Raw genomic sequence first — 15,574 nt, forward strand, 5'->3', positions numbered from 1 at the left:
TGCTGGTTAAAAATCAAAAATATATTAAAAATAGGATGAAAACAGGCATTTTTGAAATGGAGCATTATGAGGGAGCCTACCCGGTCATACAACTGTTCGATATGCCTGCGAACCAACTGGTGATCTTTACCGATGCCGCCACCTATACCCGGTTTGCCGATCTGTTTAAAGCGGATGTAAACCGGTTTCAATGGGAAATTCTCGACCGCACTAAGGGAAAATGGCATTTTTTCAGCCAGTTGTATAAAGCTGCCAAAAAACACCGGCTCGATCTTTTTTACCTGAACACCATCAGCAATAACCACCTGTTTTATGCCTGGGTGATCGGGCTTTTACGGATTGCGCGGGTGGTGATCACGGTGCATGACATCAATTGTTTGTTTAAATCCCGCCGTTCGGCACAACTGAGGCAAATGGTGCATCATATAGGCAAGAAAGCGCTTATAAAACGGGTGCAGGAGTATAATGTGGTGTCCGATACCATGGTTGATTATTTACGCGAAACCACCCGCAACAGCGTGCAGGTGCATAACATTCCCGGGGCCGTTTTTGAAAGCGAACAGGCTTCCTTGTCCCTTCGCGACCGGCTTCACCTGGTAGTGCCAGGCTCGCTGGATAAAAAACGCCGTGATTATTGGCAGGTATTTGAGCTGCTGAAAGCGGCCGAAGCCAGCCAGCTGCCGTTGCACATCACTTTACTGGGTGGGCATTCCGATGAGTACGGCCAGGCCATCATTCAAGAGGCGGCTGCGCTAAAAACGACTTATTCGTCCATCGGGTTTTATGATGAAAGAGTAGTGCACCAGGATGAATTTGACAAACAACTGAATGCGGCCCACTTTATTTTTATTCCTTCGGTAATCAATACCGCTATTTGTTTTTCCATTCCCGAAACCTATGGCCTTACCAAATCATCGGGCAATATGTTTGATGTGATCAAACATGCGCGACCGTTTATTGCTCCCCAATCATTGCGTATTTCCAGCTCACTGGGCACCAGCTGTTTTAAGTATACCTCCATCGAACACCTGTTGCAGTTTTTACAGCGTTGTATGCAGTATAAGGATAGTTACCAGTACTGGCAGCAACAGGCATTGGTTAATTCCAGGGAATATACCATTACCAAAGTGCGGGCAAAAAATCCTACACTTTTTGCAGGGCTGTAACCCCTTTGTGGTGCATAAAGGCGGTAAATACTTCATCGGGCGTTATAGAGTCAATAACTGCCTGGGAGAAACTGGTTTTGTAAAATGCTTCCGTAAGCAGTGGGCTTACTATTTTTGTGAGGGTGCCATAGTCGTGGATCTCCGCCGGACTGGTACAGTTGAACAGGGCGATGGAAGGGATCTTATAAGCAAGGGCTACGTGCATGGCCAGTGTATCGCCGGAAATAATAAAACTGCAACCGGCAATATCATCGAGGTATTCCGCCAGGGTGCTGCGTTGTTCCAGCAGTTTGCAGGTATAGCCTTGTTGCTGTAATTTGTTTATCAGCACCGGGTAACCGCTCCAGCCTTTGTTGGGCCACCGCGCTCCTACCCTGGTTTCAATCCCGATAACGCCTGCTACCCGGGTTATTTTGCTGTTGTGGTGAATACAATAAGGCTCGCCTTCAAATGAAAAGCCAAACATCTCCAATAATAATTCCTGAAAAGTGGCGGTATTACTTTTTTTGGTGTCATTGGCGCAGGCAGTCCCCAGCGCGGAAATCAGGCTCATATCGTACCAGCCGGCAGCATCGCTTGTATAACAAAGCTGTTTATCTTCCAGGTAAACGCCGGTTAATTTGTTAGTGGGGATCCTGCTGGCCAGTATGGCGCATTCCAAACTTTCCTCCAGTGAAATGGTGTGATCGAAAACTTCGTGCAGTAAAACAGATTGAGCTTCTTCGAGGGTAATTACCCGATGCAAATGGGGGTGCTCGTTGGGTAAAATAGCAGCATACTTGCTATCTATAACCCAGGTAACAGCACCCTGTAACACATTTAACAGAACAGTTGTACGAACTACATCACCGGCAGCTCCTGTTTTAATCAGCAGAATTTTAGTCATTATGTAATTTTTCTCCGGTACCTCTCTACCGGGGCTAAACTACATAAATTAACGCTTAACGCCTAATGCAAAACGTCTAACGCCTGTATTGAATAGGGCGTTCTGCGTTCAGATTTTTATTTACTTACAGCTGCCAGTGACACATTCAACTGACTCAGGTCATGTTGGGGAATTTCTTCTTCCATTTTTTTGAAAATGAACTCATCTTCAAAATAGCTGTGTTGGTCAACCAGCTTAATAAAGGCACTATATAAATAGTAGTCTTCATCATTGCGGTTTAACCGTTCGGCCAACAGGCGAATGGTTTCGTGTTCGCGCTTTAAGATGTTCATGAAGTTGTAAGGAAACTGATGCTTCAACAAAAAAGGAAATAATATCGCCTCTTCTGCATCCACATGCTTTTGGAGCTCATTTTTCCAGAATTGAACTATCCGCTGCCGGATGCTTGTTTTATCACGTTGCTGCTGGATGTCTCGTAGAAATTCGCGGCACTTAAGCCGGTCTTCTTTGTGCTGCCAGGATAATACCTGTAATGCCCTAGAATGTTCCATAAACAGATCCTCCCTGTTTTGCTTAAACAAAGATCACTCCATTCACGGACAATGGGGATAAGTTAAATTAATTTAACACTCAATTTGCATTAGAAATTTTAGGCCAAAGCCTAAATCAAAAAAAGCCTAAAGCAGAAAGCTTAAAGCAGAAAGCCTAAAGCCCAAAACAGAAAGTCCAAAGTTGTATTTGCTTTCAGCTTTAACCTTTAGGCTTTAAGCCCTGTATTGCTTATAGCTTACAGCTATTTTTATTTTAAACTATTGATGATCGTAATAAACTCGCCCGCATTCAAAGAGGCGCCGCCAACTAGTCCGCCATCAACATCAGGACAGCTAAACAATTCTTTGGCGTTATTGGCTTTTACGCTGCCGCCATATAAGATAGAAACAGCATCGGCAGTAGTTGTGCCATATTGTTTGGCCAGCACGCTGCGCAAAAAGGCATGCATTTCCTGTGCCTGTTCAGAGGTGGCGGTTTTACCGGTACCAATTGCCCAGATGGGTTCATAGGCGATCACCACTTTTTTGATGTCGGCATCAGACAAATGGAACAGCGATTCTTTTAACTGGGTTTCCACATAGCTGTTCTGGGTGCCGGCCTCGCGAATGTTCAGCGGCTCGCCACAACAGAATATGGGGGTGATATTGTATTGCAGGCACAGGTCCAGTTTCTCTGCCAGCATTTTATTCGATTCCTGGAAATATTCGCGGCGTTCGCTATGGCCCAACACGCAAAATTGAATGCCGATCGATTGCAGCATTTCAACTGATACTTCACCGGTATAAGCGCCGGATTTCTTGTTATAACAATTCTGGGCAGCTACGAAGTAGTTGTTCTCTTCTTCGGTTTCACTTTTTGCCATAATGAGGTAAGGGAACGGAACAGCAAAAATGGTTTGCTGGTGTGCTTTTAATTCAATGTTGGCAGAAAGGATCTCATCGAGTAACTGTTCACCCTGTTGGTAGGTACAATTCATCTTCCAGTTAGCCGCGGCAATTTGTTTGCGCATATGTAATCGTCTTTTTTTGTTGGTGAGCTTTTATGATTGCCCAAAAATATGTTTCAATTGAGTTATTTCTGCTTCTGTAAGCTCCTGATTTTTTAATTTTTTCCAGTTGCGGATGTCTGACAGGGCTTTTTCAAATTCATACAGGCTCAATCCCTTGTTGCCCCAGGTAAAATTGGGGATGAATTTGGGGGGCATGCCTTCGCCGAATACATTGGCGCAAACGCCCACCACCGTTCCGGTATTGAACGAGGTATTGATGGCGGCCCGCGAATAATCGCCCATCAGCAACCCGCATTTCAGCCCCGCTTTCAGGAATTCGCGGCTATGGTAGTGCCATACATTTACTTCGCTGGCGGTATTCTTGATATTTGAATTGGAAGTGCCGGCGCCCAGGTTACACCACTCGCCTATTACCGAATCGCCCAGGTACCCATCGTGCGCTTTGTTTGAATAGGCGAACATAATGGAGTTCTTGATCTCGCCCCCTGCCATACAATACGGGCCAATGGTGGTGGCGCCGTAGATTTTAGCGCCCATTCTCACCAGGGCGCCTTCGCCCAGCGAAAACGGCCCTCTAATGAGCGATCCTTCCAGGATCTCGGCGTTCTTTCCAATATAAACGGGCCCGGTTGAAGCATTCAGGATGCAATGGCTCAGGGTGGCGCCTGGTTCAATAAAGATGTTTTCGGGATTAACTGTTTGCACCGTGGCGGGAATGGGTGCCGAAACCCGGTCGAAGGTCAATGTTTTAAAATCTTCCCGCAGGGCCCAGTCGTTAAACTGAAAAATGTGCCAGGGGTATTGAATGTACTTTACCAGGCTGTAATCGGGTTCCTGGTCAGGTTCGGGCAGGCCATTGCCATCGTACATAGAGTCAATAAAGGCCTGTGTGGGAATAATGTTGGCGGCTAATACCACGGCGTCGGCTGGTGGCTCTTCGCCCTTTTTAAGCAAATAAACGGGTTGGCGCAACAGTCGCTCCCATTTTTCGCGGATGGTAAGAATGCCGATGCGGATCCCGGCTACATGGCGGGTTTGGGTAAAAGGATATAAATGATCTGATACTTCTTTGTCTGACAGAAAGACCCGTTTATTCATAATGCTTGGTTCTGGGCCAAACTTAAGGCATTTTGTCTGAACTGGGATTGGTGGGATGTATGGGATGCCCGGGAGATTAATCTTAAAAATCCCAGTTCGGACTTATGGAGTTTTTTGTTTGCTGCATCTTAGAATTGACCTCACTTTCCATTTAACAGCCATGTTATAAAACAAAAATCCCCTTCCTTAGACAAGGAAAGGGAAAGTATAGCCATGAAAAACAAAAATGTTTGTATTGAAATTACGCTTTTTATTTTTTCTTTTCGTAACGTTTCTTGAATTTATCAATTCTACCCGCAGTATCTACCAGTACGTTTTGACCAGTAAAGAAAGGGTGAGACGTATTAGAAATTTCTAATTTGAGCAGGGGATATTCGTTGCCATCTTCCCATTTCACAGTTTCTTTAGAAGGAGAAGTAGAACGGCTCAGGAACTGGTGACCGTTACTCATATCTTTAAAAACAACTAACCGATAATTTTCGGGATGAATACCCTTTTTCATAACTCTTTGATTTTTAAATTGTACACCGATTTTGCGGTATACCCTGTTATTGTAATTGTTATACTGGTTTTAGCAGCAAAGCCGCAAAATTAGCCTTCCAATATAACTCCGCCAAATTAAATTTTATTCCTGACTTTTTTAATAATTAATTAAAGAAAAAAGGAAAATTAATAAACCGGCGGGTAAAAATAAATTTTTTCAGGCAAGAAATAAAAAAGAAAGCACCGGATCCATTTTATACCTGCTACGTGCACGTATAACCTGTATACCCAATGCTTTCCGCTAATCGCATTTAACCATTTTACTGGTCTACTGCGATTTTCTGTATCTAAGATACTTATTATATAAAATTCAATCCAAAATTACCGGGTGTAGGTTATGCACCTCTTGTGCACCTGGTTATCCACACCGTAAAACAGCTGTAAGCTTTAAGCGGTAAGCTGTAAGCAAATACAGAACGTCATGACCGCGACGCTTACAGCTTATAGCTTAGGGCTTATAGCTAGCTTCTCATATTCTCATACTGCAGCGGGATGCCCAGTTCTGCGCCACGGCACAGGGCGATCACTTCCTGCAGGTCGTCGATTTTTTTGCCGGTAACCCGTACCAGGTCGTCGTTAATGGACGCCTGTACTTTCAGGCCGGAGTCCTTGATAAGTTTAACGATCTTTTTGGCATCTTCCTGTTTCAGCCCGTTGCGAACCGAAACTTCCTGTTTGGTGAGTTTACCGCTTTGGTACGATTCTTTGCTGGTGTCGAACGCCTCGGGCGCAATGTTCTGTTTGTGGGCCCGGTTGATCAATACATCTATCAGCTGGCGCATTTTCATGTCGTCTTCTGTTTCAATGCTGATCTTAAACTCTTTTTTGTCGAGTTTGATCTCCACGTGCGAACCTTTAAAGTCGAAACGATTGGTGATTTCCTTAGTGGTTACATTCACTGCATTGTCCAGTGCCTGTGCATCCACCTTGCTTACAATGTCAAACGAAGGCATAGCGTAAAATTTTATGGGGCGTTGCCGTACTAACGGAACGAACTACGAAAGTAGGAAAAAACTGGTTACCGGTTACCTGTTTCCGGTTACCGGGCAACACCTGCATAACGATATATAACCTGTATCCGGATCAACCCGGCGCCCGGTACCTGGTAACGGCAACAAAAAAGGCCCGCCCAAAACTGGACAGGCCTGGTGTGTTGCACATGAAACGAAAGAAAGAAGGTTAATGTGATAATTTGATAATGTGCTAATGTGAAAATGGAAATCCAGCATTTCGTTAACAACTACATTTTTGAGCGCTCGCCCATGCGGGCCAGGGCTGAGAGTCACTGAAATTGGTATACTATATGCGAAGCACTCACAAATGCTGTATTTCATTAGCTAATTATCGCATTATCGAGTTAGCTAATTATTCTTTATTGCCGGCTCCGCCGGCTCTGTTCTGTTCATCGGTAACCCCGCTGGTGCGGCGGCGGGCCTGGGCTACCGAGCTTTTGCCAAAGCGGTAGCTGAAGGTGGCAGTAACATTTCTGTTATCCCATCGGTTATGAATTTTCACATCAATATCGCTGTATAAGGTTCGTCCGGTGAATTGCTGCCAGTGAAACGGGTCGCGAATGTTCAGTCGCACGGTGCCCTTCCCTTTCATTACCAGCTTTTGCCCGCCCAGGCTCATAAAATACATGGGGTCGGCAATGGTCAGCTGCTCAATTGTTTTGCCCCGGTACCAGCCGGTGAGCTCGGCACTCCACCCTTTTTTAAAGCTGAAGCTGTTACTAACGTTTACCAGTGCCGAAGTATAACCTATGTCGATGGGATCGTTTTTGCCGGTGTAGGAATTGTAATAAACGCCGGTATACCGGTTGTTGAACACATTTACAAACAGGTTTACGTTCCAGCCCTTTACCGGGGAAAAAGGTGCATTTACCGCCACCCCAATATTCTTGAGCCGCGCCACATTATCGGTAGTGAGATAAGTGATCCTTTTTTCGGTGTTCTGTTTTAACAGCTGCGAAATTACATCGTCTGTAACCGTGTAGTTGAGTGTAGTGGTAAACCTGCCACTGAGCGTATGCCTTAATTCCAGGTTGTTGGAATATTGTGGCAACAGGTATGGGTTGCCCTGGCGGTATTGTAACGAATCGAGGAACCAGATAAACGGGTTCAGGTCCTGGTAATTGGGCCGCTCAATGCGCCGGCCGAACGACAGGGTAAATGAATGATTTTTATTTACGTCGTAATTGATATATCCCGTAGGGAACAGGTTGGTGTAATTGCGGGTAAAGCTGGAGTCATTGGTGACCTGGTTTCCCCGGGCATTGGTATTTTCAACACGCAGGCCGGCCTGTGCGCTCCATTTCTTCCATTTTTTGTTCAGGCTTATATAACCGGCATTGATATTTTCCCGGTAAATAAAATGGTTGCTGCGGTCGTCGGGTTTCCAGGTGCCGTTGTCGTTGCGCTGGTATTTTACTTCGTTATCGTTGGTTACATCACTTATTTTAATCCCGGCATCAAAGCGCAGGTTGTGTTTAAGCGGATGCACATAATCGCTTTTTATGGAATAAATATTTATGACGCCGGGAATATCACCGTATAAAGTAAGGTTGCCCAGGTTGTTGCCCATGCCATCGTAAATATATGTGTACAGGGTGTTTTTGGCGCTGTTGGTGTAACCCATATAATCCAGGTCTACCGTAAGCTCGCGCCCGCTGGAGTCGAATGAGTGTTTGTAATTTATATTGGCTGAGTAATTATAGAAATCATTCTTGTTGTAGTTATTCGAGAGCAGTACTGATTCTGTACTGCCATCAGGTTGACTGATTACCTGGTTGCTGGTGGGCGTTGGCCGGCCAAAAAATCCAAAGCCGGACATTACTATGCCAATGACGTTCTTTTTATTAGCGTAATAATCGAAACCCATTTTCAGGGTGTGGTTGTTGTTGCGAAAATTAAAATCGGTATGGGTAAAAGAGGTGGAGTTCAGGGAGCCGTCTTTTTCATAAAACCGGCGGGTAAGGTCCAGGGCGCCACTATTTTCGCGGTAATTGTAATTATAATTCCCAAACAGGTTCCATTTTCCTTTGCGGTAGTTGAGGTTGATGCTGCTGGTTGTTTTCAGCGGGAACAGCCATTCGTTGTTGCGTTTAAAAAAACTAACGGTGCCACCCATGGTGGCGCTCCCATTCAACCCTTCGGCTAAACTTTTCTTTGTTTTGATGTTGATAATGCCCGAATTACCGCTTGCTTCATAACGGGCCGGCGGGTTGGTCATGATCTCTATCTGGTCAAGGGCCGAGGCCGGCAGGTTCTTCAACACATTGGCCAGGTCAGCTGCCGACAAATAGGTAGGTTTGCCGTCGAGGAGGATCTTTACGCCCTGTTTTCCTTTTAAACTGATCTCCCCGTCATTACTAACGGTTATGCCGGGCGACTTTTCCAGCACTTCCATGGCGGATGCTCCGGCATTGGTAGGCGCCGCTTCTACATTCACTACCATACGATCGATCTTGTTTTCTATCAATGGCCTTTTACCGGTAACAGTTACAGCGCCCAGCGCTTTGGCTTCTGATTTTTTTAATTGAAAGGAAGGTATTTTATAAACTGCTGATGGCGCCAGGGTGAATTTTTTACTGCTTGTTTTGATAAATCCTACTGCTGTAACAATTACAAAATAATCACCCTGGGCAAGGTTCTCAAATTCAAACAATCCAAATTTATCAGTTAAGGCAACTTTTAGAAGAGAAGAGTCTTTGGCCCGCTGCAGGGAGGCAGTGGCTGATTCTACCGGCTGGGCATTGTCATCGGTGATAACCCCGCTTACTTTACCAGATCTGCTTTGTGCATTCACTACAGAATATACAAAACACAACAAGACCAGTGGCCAGACAGATCTAATTTTCATGTGCAAAGTTAGTTGAAGGTTCTAACGGTGAATCACTGGTGTAAGATGCAATGTATTTGCGAGATTAAAAAACGGTTAATGATAATCAGTATTTATACCTGTACAAGGGGAGTAATTTCCGTACCAATACACCAGCGGAAAAAATGCGGGAAGAAAGGAAGGTTCCCTACTGCGCTAAAGCATGCGCCTTCTCCGCCGGCTGGCGGATTCGGCAGCACCCGGACGGCGTGCAAAGCAAGGTTCAGGACACAAATGTTCAATGGAAATGTATAAAAAGCTGACGATGGTCAGTAAAATTGGGGTGGTTCATCTACAGTTTCCCAACAATGTAAAACCTTATAAAAAAGTAAAGGCCCCATAGAAATGGGGCCTCGTTAACCAAAACTAACTGCTTATGAGAAAAACTGTATGACTGCTATTTATGAAGAAAGTTTATTTACTTAATTAATTGTTCTTTACATATATGAAATTCCACATCCTACCAGGTAAACAAGTGCTATTGCGATTAGTATTATCTTTCCCATTGTCCATTCTGTTTGTTTATTGCCGTTCTGTATATAAGACGCTTGAACGGCTAAAAAGGTTTCATTGTCCACTGTTAAAAAAAACTAAATACTCTTTTTGATTATTTCTTCCTTTCAAACAGTTATTCTACCTAATTCAGAAACTGTGCCACGGTAACTAATTCAATTCTTAAAATCCTTTTAATCTTCTGTTTTTTTTCTGTTGTTTCCGTGCTCGTTATTAGGACTTGCTTTTAGCGTGATGGTTTAACGAAAGTACTGTTGCAAATGTTAACCGCCTGTTATCGGGCCATAAAGCTTTCGTTAATTTCCCATATTAACGCGGTTTTGTTCGTCGCCGGCGCCGCCTTTTTTACGTTGACTATTGTTGCTTTTAATGGGCTTTCCAAACCGGTAACTAAAGGTGAGGTTGGCTACCCGGGTATCGCGACTGTTTCTGAACCGTGCTTCGGTTTCTTTAAAGTTGATATCGCCATGTGGTAGCTGGGTATACAGAATATCCCGCACATTGAATTTAACGGAGCCCTGTCCTTTTAACACTGTTTTTGAAATACCTGCTGACAGCTGTCCCATAGCAGCCAACAGTATTTGTCCTTCCACGCCTTTGCTCAGATACCAGCCGCTCAGTTCGGCGCCCCACCCTTTGTTAAAATTAAACTGGTTGTTAATATTAAAGTAGATGGTGCCTGCGGCCACATCCAGGTTTTCGCCATACAAATTGCCGGTATAACGGGTGTAGCGATAGTTGGTATAAATCATACTGGTGAACCATTTGTTAACCGGGATCTGCGCATTTACCGAAATACCATAGTCCTCCCGTTTTCCGATATTGTTTCTTTTTACAATGGTTGCATAGCCCGACTGATCGAATGTTTCGTTGAACAGGTTGCGGGTAATGCTGTAGTTAAGTGTAGTGGTGAGCTTGCCTTTAAATATATGGGTAAGCTCAATGTTATTTGAATACTGGGGTCTTAGGTAAGGGTTACCGGCTTCATATGTGTATTTATCAATAAAGAACATGAACGGGTTCAGGCTGGCATAACCGGGCCTGTCGATACGGCGGCCAAATGATAACCCAAACTGGTTGCTGCTATCGGCATTGTAACTGATATACACAGTGGGGAACCAGCTATTGTAAGAGCGTTGAAAAGAGGAGTCGGGTTTCACGGGGTTACCGTACTGATTGCCTTTGTAGTTTGTATTTTCATAACGCAAACCCGATTGTAACCCCCATTTTTTTGTAAACTGTTTGTTGAAGCTTATATAGGCAGCATTAATGTTTTCTTTATAATCGAAATGATTTGTTTTGCCGGTATCGATCGCCCATTCATAGTTCTTGAACAGGGTGTAGTCGGCTTTGTTTACTGTTTGTACATAACTGGTTTTCCAACCGGCTTCTATTTTGCCATTGTTTTTCAGGGGATGGGTGTAATCCATTTTTGCTGAGTAAATGTTCACCTTTACAGGCAATACGCCCTGTAACTGGTCATCGCTGAGTTTGGTCCAATTCGGTTCATACGAGTTGTTGTAAAAATGCTGGTTGTTCGGGTTGTCATATACGATATAGTCCAGGTCGGTGGTCAGTTCGCGGCCGGTGGTGTCGAACTGGTGGCGCATATTCAGGTTAACACTGGCGTTCTTCCAAATGCCGTGAATATTTGAGCTGGCAGTAACAATGGAATCGGTGTTGTATTCCGGGTCTTTAAGATAGCTGGTATTGGTGTTAATGCTTTTTTCAGGATTGTATACACCGCTCAGGACAAAACCCAGGGTTGTTTTATTGTTTACGAAATAATCCATTCCCAGTTTCAGGTTGTTGTTGATATTGTAGCGTTTCATATAGGCTACCTGTTCAAAGATGGCATTGGTGGTTCCATCGTCGTTTTTATAGCGGCGGAAGATTTCCAGTTGCTGAAAATTCTTGTTCCAGCCGTAACTGTAATTACTGAACAGGTTTACTTTTCCGTTGCGGTAATTGAGGCTGATGCTTTCATTGGTTTTGAAGTATACCCCCTGCCCTACGCCGGCGCTCAGGTTGCCGTTAAAGCCTTTTACTTTGTTCTTTTTGGTTTTGATGTTAATGATACCGGCATTGCCTGCGGCATCATAGCGTGCTGGCGGGTTGGTCATGATCTCTATTTGCTCCAGCTGCGAGGCCTGCATGCCTTTCAGCATATTGGCCAGGTCGGCGCCGCTGAGGTAAGCCGGCCGGCCGTCGATCAATACAATCACATTTTGTTTTCCTTTCAGGCTGATGTTCCCGTCTTTATCAACCTGGATGCCGGGCGATTTTTCCAGGGCCTCCAGGGCATTGGCGCCGGTGTTGCTTATAAAGGCGTCTACATTCACTACGGTGCGGTCGATCTTTTGCTCAACCATGGGTTTGCGGGCGCTGATGGTCACCGCTTTCAGGTTGTTGTTGCGTTCATTGAGCACGATGGCGGGTAATTCAATTACCGGGTTTTCGGCTGAAATGGTAAAAGGGGCGGAATATTGTTTTTCATATCCAACCGCCGATGCGGCTACCAGGTAGCGCCCTTTAGGCGGGTTCTCGAACGAATACTGTCCTTCCTGATCGGTAACGGACATCTTTACTACACTGGAATCTTTGGCCTTTAACAGGGTTATAGTGGCGGCAGACAGGGCTGATTGGTTGGTGGCTGATACTTTCCCTTTGAGCTTTGAGGTATTGGTGTTTTGTGCCCTGCTTATTAACGATACTGTTAACAGCATGATTATAAACAGGTTGATTGGCGTTCTCATGACTTTGTTTGGTTGGTTGAATACTTTGCTTAATAGATTACAGTTCAAAAGTAGGTACTATGCAATGTAAAGTACTTGCTTTTGTGGCGAATGGTAAGTTTTACTGATATCCGGAAATAATTGACATGTTGGTAGGACGCACAGGCTTGCCTGGGGTTACACTTGCCGGTTGTTTTGGGATGAATGGCGGCCAGGCCGGTTAAGCGGATACCCCCAAGCGAAAAAATGCGTAAACGGACTACTAACGGTGTGTTATAAAATGATGAATTATAGCCGAAATGGTTAAGAACATCGAAGATTGGCTTCCGAACATCGAAACCTGTGATATTTTGAGCGATATTGGTTTTAACTTGCGGCCAGTTACATTTTTCATGGACCCCTTTTAAAATTGAGTATCCCTATGACCAATCGTTTCCTGATCATGGCTCTATGCCTATGCCTTTCTGTATCCGCATTTGCCTACAGAGACCCCAACAAAGCTCCTCACAAGGACTGGAGCACCGTATTAACCCGCAACAAAGTTGGAAAGAAGTACGTTTTTGACCGTTCTAAAAAAGGACAGTACAACCAAACGGAACTTACCTACCTGGGAAAAATCAAGACCAATGACGGCCGCATCTTTAAAGTGGTGACTTCTACCGTTTTCTTTGGTAATTCCCCGGCAGCTACCAACAAAGTAGTGGTATTCAACAGCAAGAACCAATATGTAGGCAATTATGCTTTTGGCGCTGATTTCAACCTGCCGAAGAAGATTGTAAACAACGAGCTGGTGTTCGATCATAAAGACACAGGCGGGCTTTGCGATCCTTCTGTGGTAAACCGCATCAGTTTCGAGGATGGTTTACCCAAGCAAATGTTTGTTGAGTGCAGAAATAAGCAAGGAGACCTGTACAGTTTTAGCGATTAAAAATTTACCCCAAACCGTAGTAAGAGCCCCTGGAGCAACTATTTGTTTTTCCAGGGGCGTTTCGATTAGGAGAGGCAGCTCAAGCTTCAAGCCACAAGCTGCAAGTAAATACCGGGTTAAAGCCTAAAGGTTAAAGGCTAAAGCCTTTAATACAAAAACCCGAATACGAAAATATATTTCGTATTCGGGTTTTGCATTATGCTTTTGGCTTTGGGCTTTTACCTTTTGGCTTTAGGCTTTCGCCTTTAAGCCTTTATGCTAGGCTTTTGCAGCAAGTGCAGTTTCGTATTTTTTCTTGGAAATAACGTATAGTGTACCGCCGCCGATTATCAGTAACACCGCAATAATCTCGGCCTGGGTGGGGTGAAAACCAAAAATGGAGTACTTGGTGTTAACCCTGATCTGTTCTACAAAAAAGCGTTCAATCCCATTTACTATAAGATATACGCCAAACAAAGTGCCCGGTGCTTTTAGCTTTTTTCGCAACGACCATAGTAACAGGAAGAGGAAAAAGGAAACCACCGTTTCATAAAAAGGCGTTGGGAATACCGGTATGGGCAACTGATTGCAGTATTGATCTCCGGTACAACCAGGTATAGGTGCACCTTCGTTTACCACGTTGTGCGGATAGGAATACGCAAACAGCCAGTCGGGCAACCAACCGGGGGCCTTTACACTGGCATGCGGAATTTCGGATGTATTCTGTACCTGGAAATTTCTTAAATAAAAGTTGCCGTGCGATTGCAGGGTGCGCTGAAACGTAGCGGTATCGGCCAGCACCACTTTTGATTTTGGTCCGGGCTCGGTTACATAAGCGCTGTTTAAAATACCCCAGTCGCCATCACCGGCCACCTGGCAACCGATACGGCCAAGCGAATAGGCCAGAATAAGTGCTGGTGCAATAGCATCGCACAATAGTGTGAAATTGATCTTATGTTTACGGGTATAGAACCAGATGGCTACGGCAGCGCAAATAAGTCCACCGTAAAAGGTTAACCCGCTGAATGATAACAATGCCTCGATGGGATTGGCTACAAAGTCGTTCCAGTTTTCGAGGTTATGGAAAATTTTCGCGCCCAGAAATCCAAACAGGGCGGCATAGATCACCAGGTCGCCTACCCGATCGTGTGGCCAGATGCGAATGGTGCGCTCTTCAGGCTTATCCAGTTTTTGTTTGTGTTTTTCCCACCATTTCAACCCGGCAAACAAAATACCCAGCCCTATACCTACCGGCCAGTTGCCATCCGCTGAAAAAATGAATTGTTGCGGGTCGCCGCTGGCGTTACCTGAAATAAATAAACCTATGATCTTATAGCCTAATAAAAAACCGAGCAAAAAGTTCAGCAACAACTCCCCTGCACTGGCTGGTTTGCCTACCACCATTTTAACATCCTGACCTGTTAACAAACCTGCTCTTTCCTTGCGTTTTAATTCAATGGTCAAAACATAGGCCGCAGCCAAAAAAGACAGGGCTACGAAAAAACCGAATGAATTGATGAAACGAAGTCCGCCAGGGGCTTTACCAAAAAAATCCTTAAAAGCGTAATATAGGTTTGGATACATGTATCAGGAATAGATTTTAATCTACCAATAAATTCAATAAAGGTGCAATGATAAGGAAACCAATTGACAATTGCCAATCGGTTCTCAAACCGGGGTCAGCCTGACTGCAAACGAACGTTCCGCATTTGCGAATTATTGCCTATTGACTATTGCAACAAAAAAACCCTCTCAGGAATGAGAGGGTTCATCACTATGAACAAAGCTGAATTAATCAGCTAAGAAATTTTTAACAATATTCTTCGAATGCTGCGATCAGGTTATGAGCGATCAATTGAGCGGGGCGGCCTTCGATCATATGTCTTTCGATGAAGTGCACCAACTGACCATCTTTAAACAGCGCAATAGCGGGTGAAGATGGCGGATAAGGCAATAAATGCTCGCGCAATTTCTTTACAGCATCAATATCGTAACCGGCAAAGCTGGTAGTTAAATGATCGGGCTTTTTTGCTGAGTTGGTTACCGCCATCAATACACCAGGGCGGGCTGAACCTGCTGAACAACCACAAACCGAATTGATCATTACCAGGGTTGTGCCTTTTGAGTTCAATTGATTATCAACTGCTTCTGAGGTTAACAGCTCCTGAAATCCGTTGTCTGTTAACTCCTCTTTCATGGGGAGTACTATTTCTGTTGGATACATTCTTGTATTTTTTAATTATTACGCAAAACTACGTAAAAAGTTCATTTATAACCGGTATCGGA

The 15,574-nt window shown here is 44.5% G+C and carries 12 protein-coding genes; 2 read left to right on the forward strand and 10 right to left on the reverse strand.

The features are described from left to right. Positions 1-35 precede the first annotated feature (35 nt). Complete coding sequence (locus NIAKO_RS10675; RefSeq protein ID WP_014218434.1) at positions 36-1,166, forward strand: glycosyltransferase family protein; 1,131 nt, start codon at positions 36-38, stop codon at positions 1,164-1,166. Here the strand turns inward: NIAKO_RS10675 and NIAKO_RS10680 are convergent. The 8 genes from NIAKO_RS10680 to NIAKO_RS10715 form a co-directional block, all read right to left on the reverse strand. Beyond that, positions 1,144-2,052, reverse strand: coding sequence for a glycosyltransferase family 9 protein (locus tag NIAKO_RS10680; RefSeq protein WP_014218435.1), 909 nt, complete (start codon positions 2,050-2,052; stop codon positions 1,144-1,146). The two genes, NIAKO_RS10675 and NIAKO_RS10680, sit on opposite strands and share 23 nt — an antisense overlap. A 116-nt stretch (positions 2,053-2,168) precedes the next feature. Further along, positions 2,169-2,603, reverse strand: coding sequence for a hemerythrin domain-containing protein (locus NIAKO_RS10685; RefSeq protein ID WP_014218436.1), 435 nt, complete (start codon positions 2,601-2,603; stop codon positions 2,169-2,171). 248 nt (positions 2,604-2,851) lie between these two features. Beyond that, complete coding sequence (gene tpiA, locus NIAKO_RS10690) at positions 2,852-3,613, reverse strand: triose-phosphate isomerase (protein WP_014218437.1); 762 nt, start codon at positions 3,611-3,613, stop codon at positions 2,852-2,854. A gap of 30 nt (positions 3,614-3,643) precedes the next feature. Beyond that, positions 3,644-4,711: a putative sugar nucleotidyl transferase gene (locus NIAKO_RS10695; RefSeq protein ID WP_014218438.1), complete on the reverse strand. Its 1,068-nt coding sequence runs from the start codon at positions 4,709-4,711 to the stop codon at positions 3,644-3,646. A 250-nt stretch (positions 4,712-4,961) separates the two neighbouring features. Continuing rightward, a complete protein-coding gene (locus tag NIAKO_RS10700) occupies positions 4,962-5,213 on the reverse strand; it encodes a type B 50S ribosomal protein L31 (protein WP_014218439.1) in 252 nt (83 codons plus the stop codon). A 502-nt stretch (positions 5,214-5,715) separates the two neighbouring features. After that, positions 5,716-6,207 carry a YajQ family cyclic di-GMP-binding protein gene (locus NIAKO_RS10705; RefSeq protein WP_014218440.1) on the reverse strand — a complete coding sequence of 164 codons (492 nt, stop codon included), beginning with the start codon at positions 6,205-6,207 and terminating at the stop codon, positions 5,716-5,718. 412 nt (positions 6,208-6,619) lie between these two features. Next, a complete protein-coding gene (locus NIAKO_RS10710) occupies positions 6,620-9,115 on the reverse strand; it encodes a TonB-dependent receptor (protein ID WP_014218441.1) in 2,496 nt (831 codons plus the stop codon). A gap of 827 nt (positions 9,116-9,942) precedes the next feature. After that, entirely contained in the window at positions 9,943-12,402 is a 2,460-nt protein-coding gene (locus tag NIAKO_RS10715; protein ID WP_014218442.1) for a TonB-dependent receptor domain-containing protein, read from the reverse strand. Positions 12,403-12,802: 400 nt separating this feature from the next. Between NIAKO_RS10715 and NIAKO_RS10720 the strand changes: the two genes are divergently transcribed. Continuing rightward, positions 12,803-13,309 (forward strand): hypothetical protein, encoded by a 507-nt coding sequence (locus NIAKO_RS10720; protein ID WP_014218443.1) that lies wholly within the window; start codon positions 12,803-12,805, stop codon positions 13,307-13,309. Positions 13,310-13,567: 258 nt separating this feature from the next. Here NIAKO_RS10720 and NIAKO_RS10725 read toward each other — a convergent pair whose 3' ends face one another. Together NIAKO_RS10725 and NIAKO_RS10730 are read right to left on the reverse strand one after the other, a co-directional pair. Continuing rightward, entirely contained in the window at positions 13,568-14,872 is a 1,305-nt protein-coding gene (locus NIAKO_RS10725) for a prolipoprotein diacylglyceryl transferase (RefSeq protein ID WP_014218444.1), read from the reverse strand. Positions 14,873-15,098: 226 nt separating this feature from the next. Further along, a complete protein-coding gene (locus tag NIAKO_RS10730) occupies positions 15,099-15,512 on the reverse strand; it encodes a BrxA/BrxB family bacilliredoxin (RefSeq protein WP_014218445.1) in 414 nt (137 codons plus the stop codon). Positions 15,513-15,574: the final 62 nt, after the last annotated feature.

The organism is Niastella koreensis GR20-10 (assembly GCF_000246855.1).
Taxonomy (GTDB): Bacteria; Bacteroidota; Bacteroidia; order Chitinophagales; family Chitinophagaceae; genus Niastella; species Niastella koreensis.

Bases quoted from the DNA above. Each gene is read 5' to 3' on its own strand.
- NIAKO_RS10680 (WP_014218435.1), bottom strand. From the start codon at position 2,052: ATGACTAAAATTCTGCTGATTAAAACAGGAGCTGCCGGTGATGTAGTT.
- NIAKO_RS10725 (WP_014218444.1), bottom strand. From the start codon at position 14,872: ATGTATCCAAACCTATATTACGCTTTTAAGGATTTTTTTGGTAAAGCC.
- NIAKO_RS10715 (WP_014218442.1), bottom strand. From the start codon at position 12,402: ATGAGAACGCCAATCAACCTGTTTATAATCATGCTGTTAACAGTATCG.
- NIAKO_RS10710 (WP_014218441.1), bottom strand. From the start codon at position 9,115: ATGAAAATTAGATCTGTCTGGCCACTGGTCTTGTTGTGTTTTGTATAT.
- NIAKO_RS10705 (WP_014218440.1), bottom strand. From the start codon at position 6,207: ATGCCTTCGTTTGACATTGTAAGCAAGGTGGATGCACAGGCACTGGAC.
- NIAKO_RS10675 (WP_014218434.1), top strand. From the start codon at position 36: ATGAAAACAGGCATTTTTGAAATGGAGCATTATGAGGGAGCCTACCCG.
- tpiA (WP_014218437.1), bottom strand. From the start codon at position 3,613: ATGCGCAAACAAATTGCCGCGGCTAACTGGAAGATGAATTGTACCTAC.
- NIAKO_RS10685 (WP_014218436.1), bottom strand. From the start codon at position 2,603: ATGGAACATTCTAGGGCATTACAGGTATTATCCTGGCAGCACAAAGAA.
- NIAKO_RS10730 (WP_014218445.1), bottom strand. From the start codon at position 15,512: ATGTATCCAACAGAAATAGTACTCCCCATGAAAGAGGAGTTAACAGAC.
- NIAKO_RS10695 (WP_014218438.1), bottom strand. From the start codon at position 4,711: ATGAATAAACGGGTCTTTCTGTCAGACAAAGAAGTATCAGATCATTTA.
- NIAKO_RS10700 (WP_014218439.1), bottom strand. From the start codon at position 5,213: ATGAAAAAGGGTATTCATCCCGAAAATTATCGGTTAGTTGTTTTTAAA.
- NIAKO_RS10720 (WP_014218443.1), top strand. From the start codon at position 12,803: ATGACCAATCGTTTCCTGATCATGGCTCTATGCCTATGCCTTTCTGTA.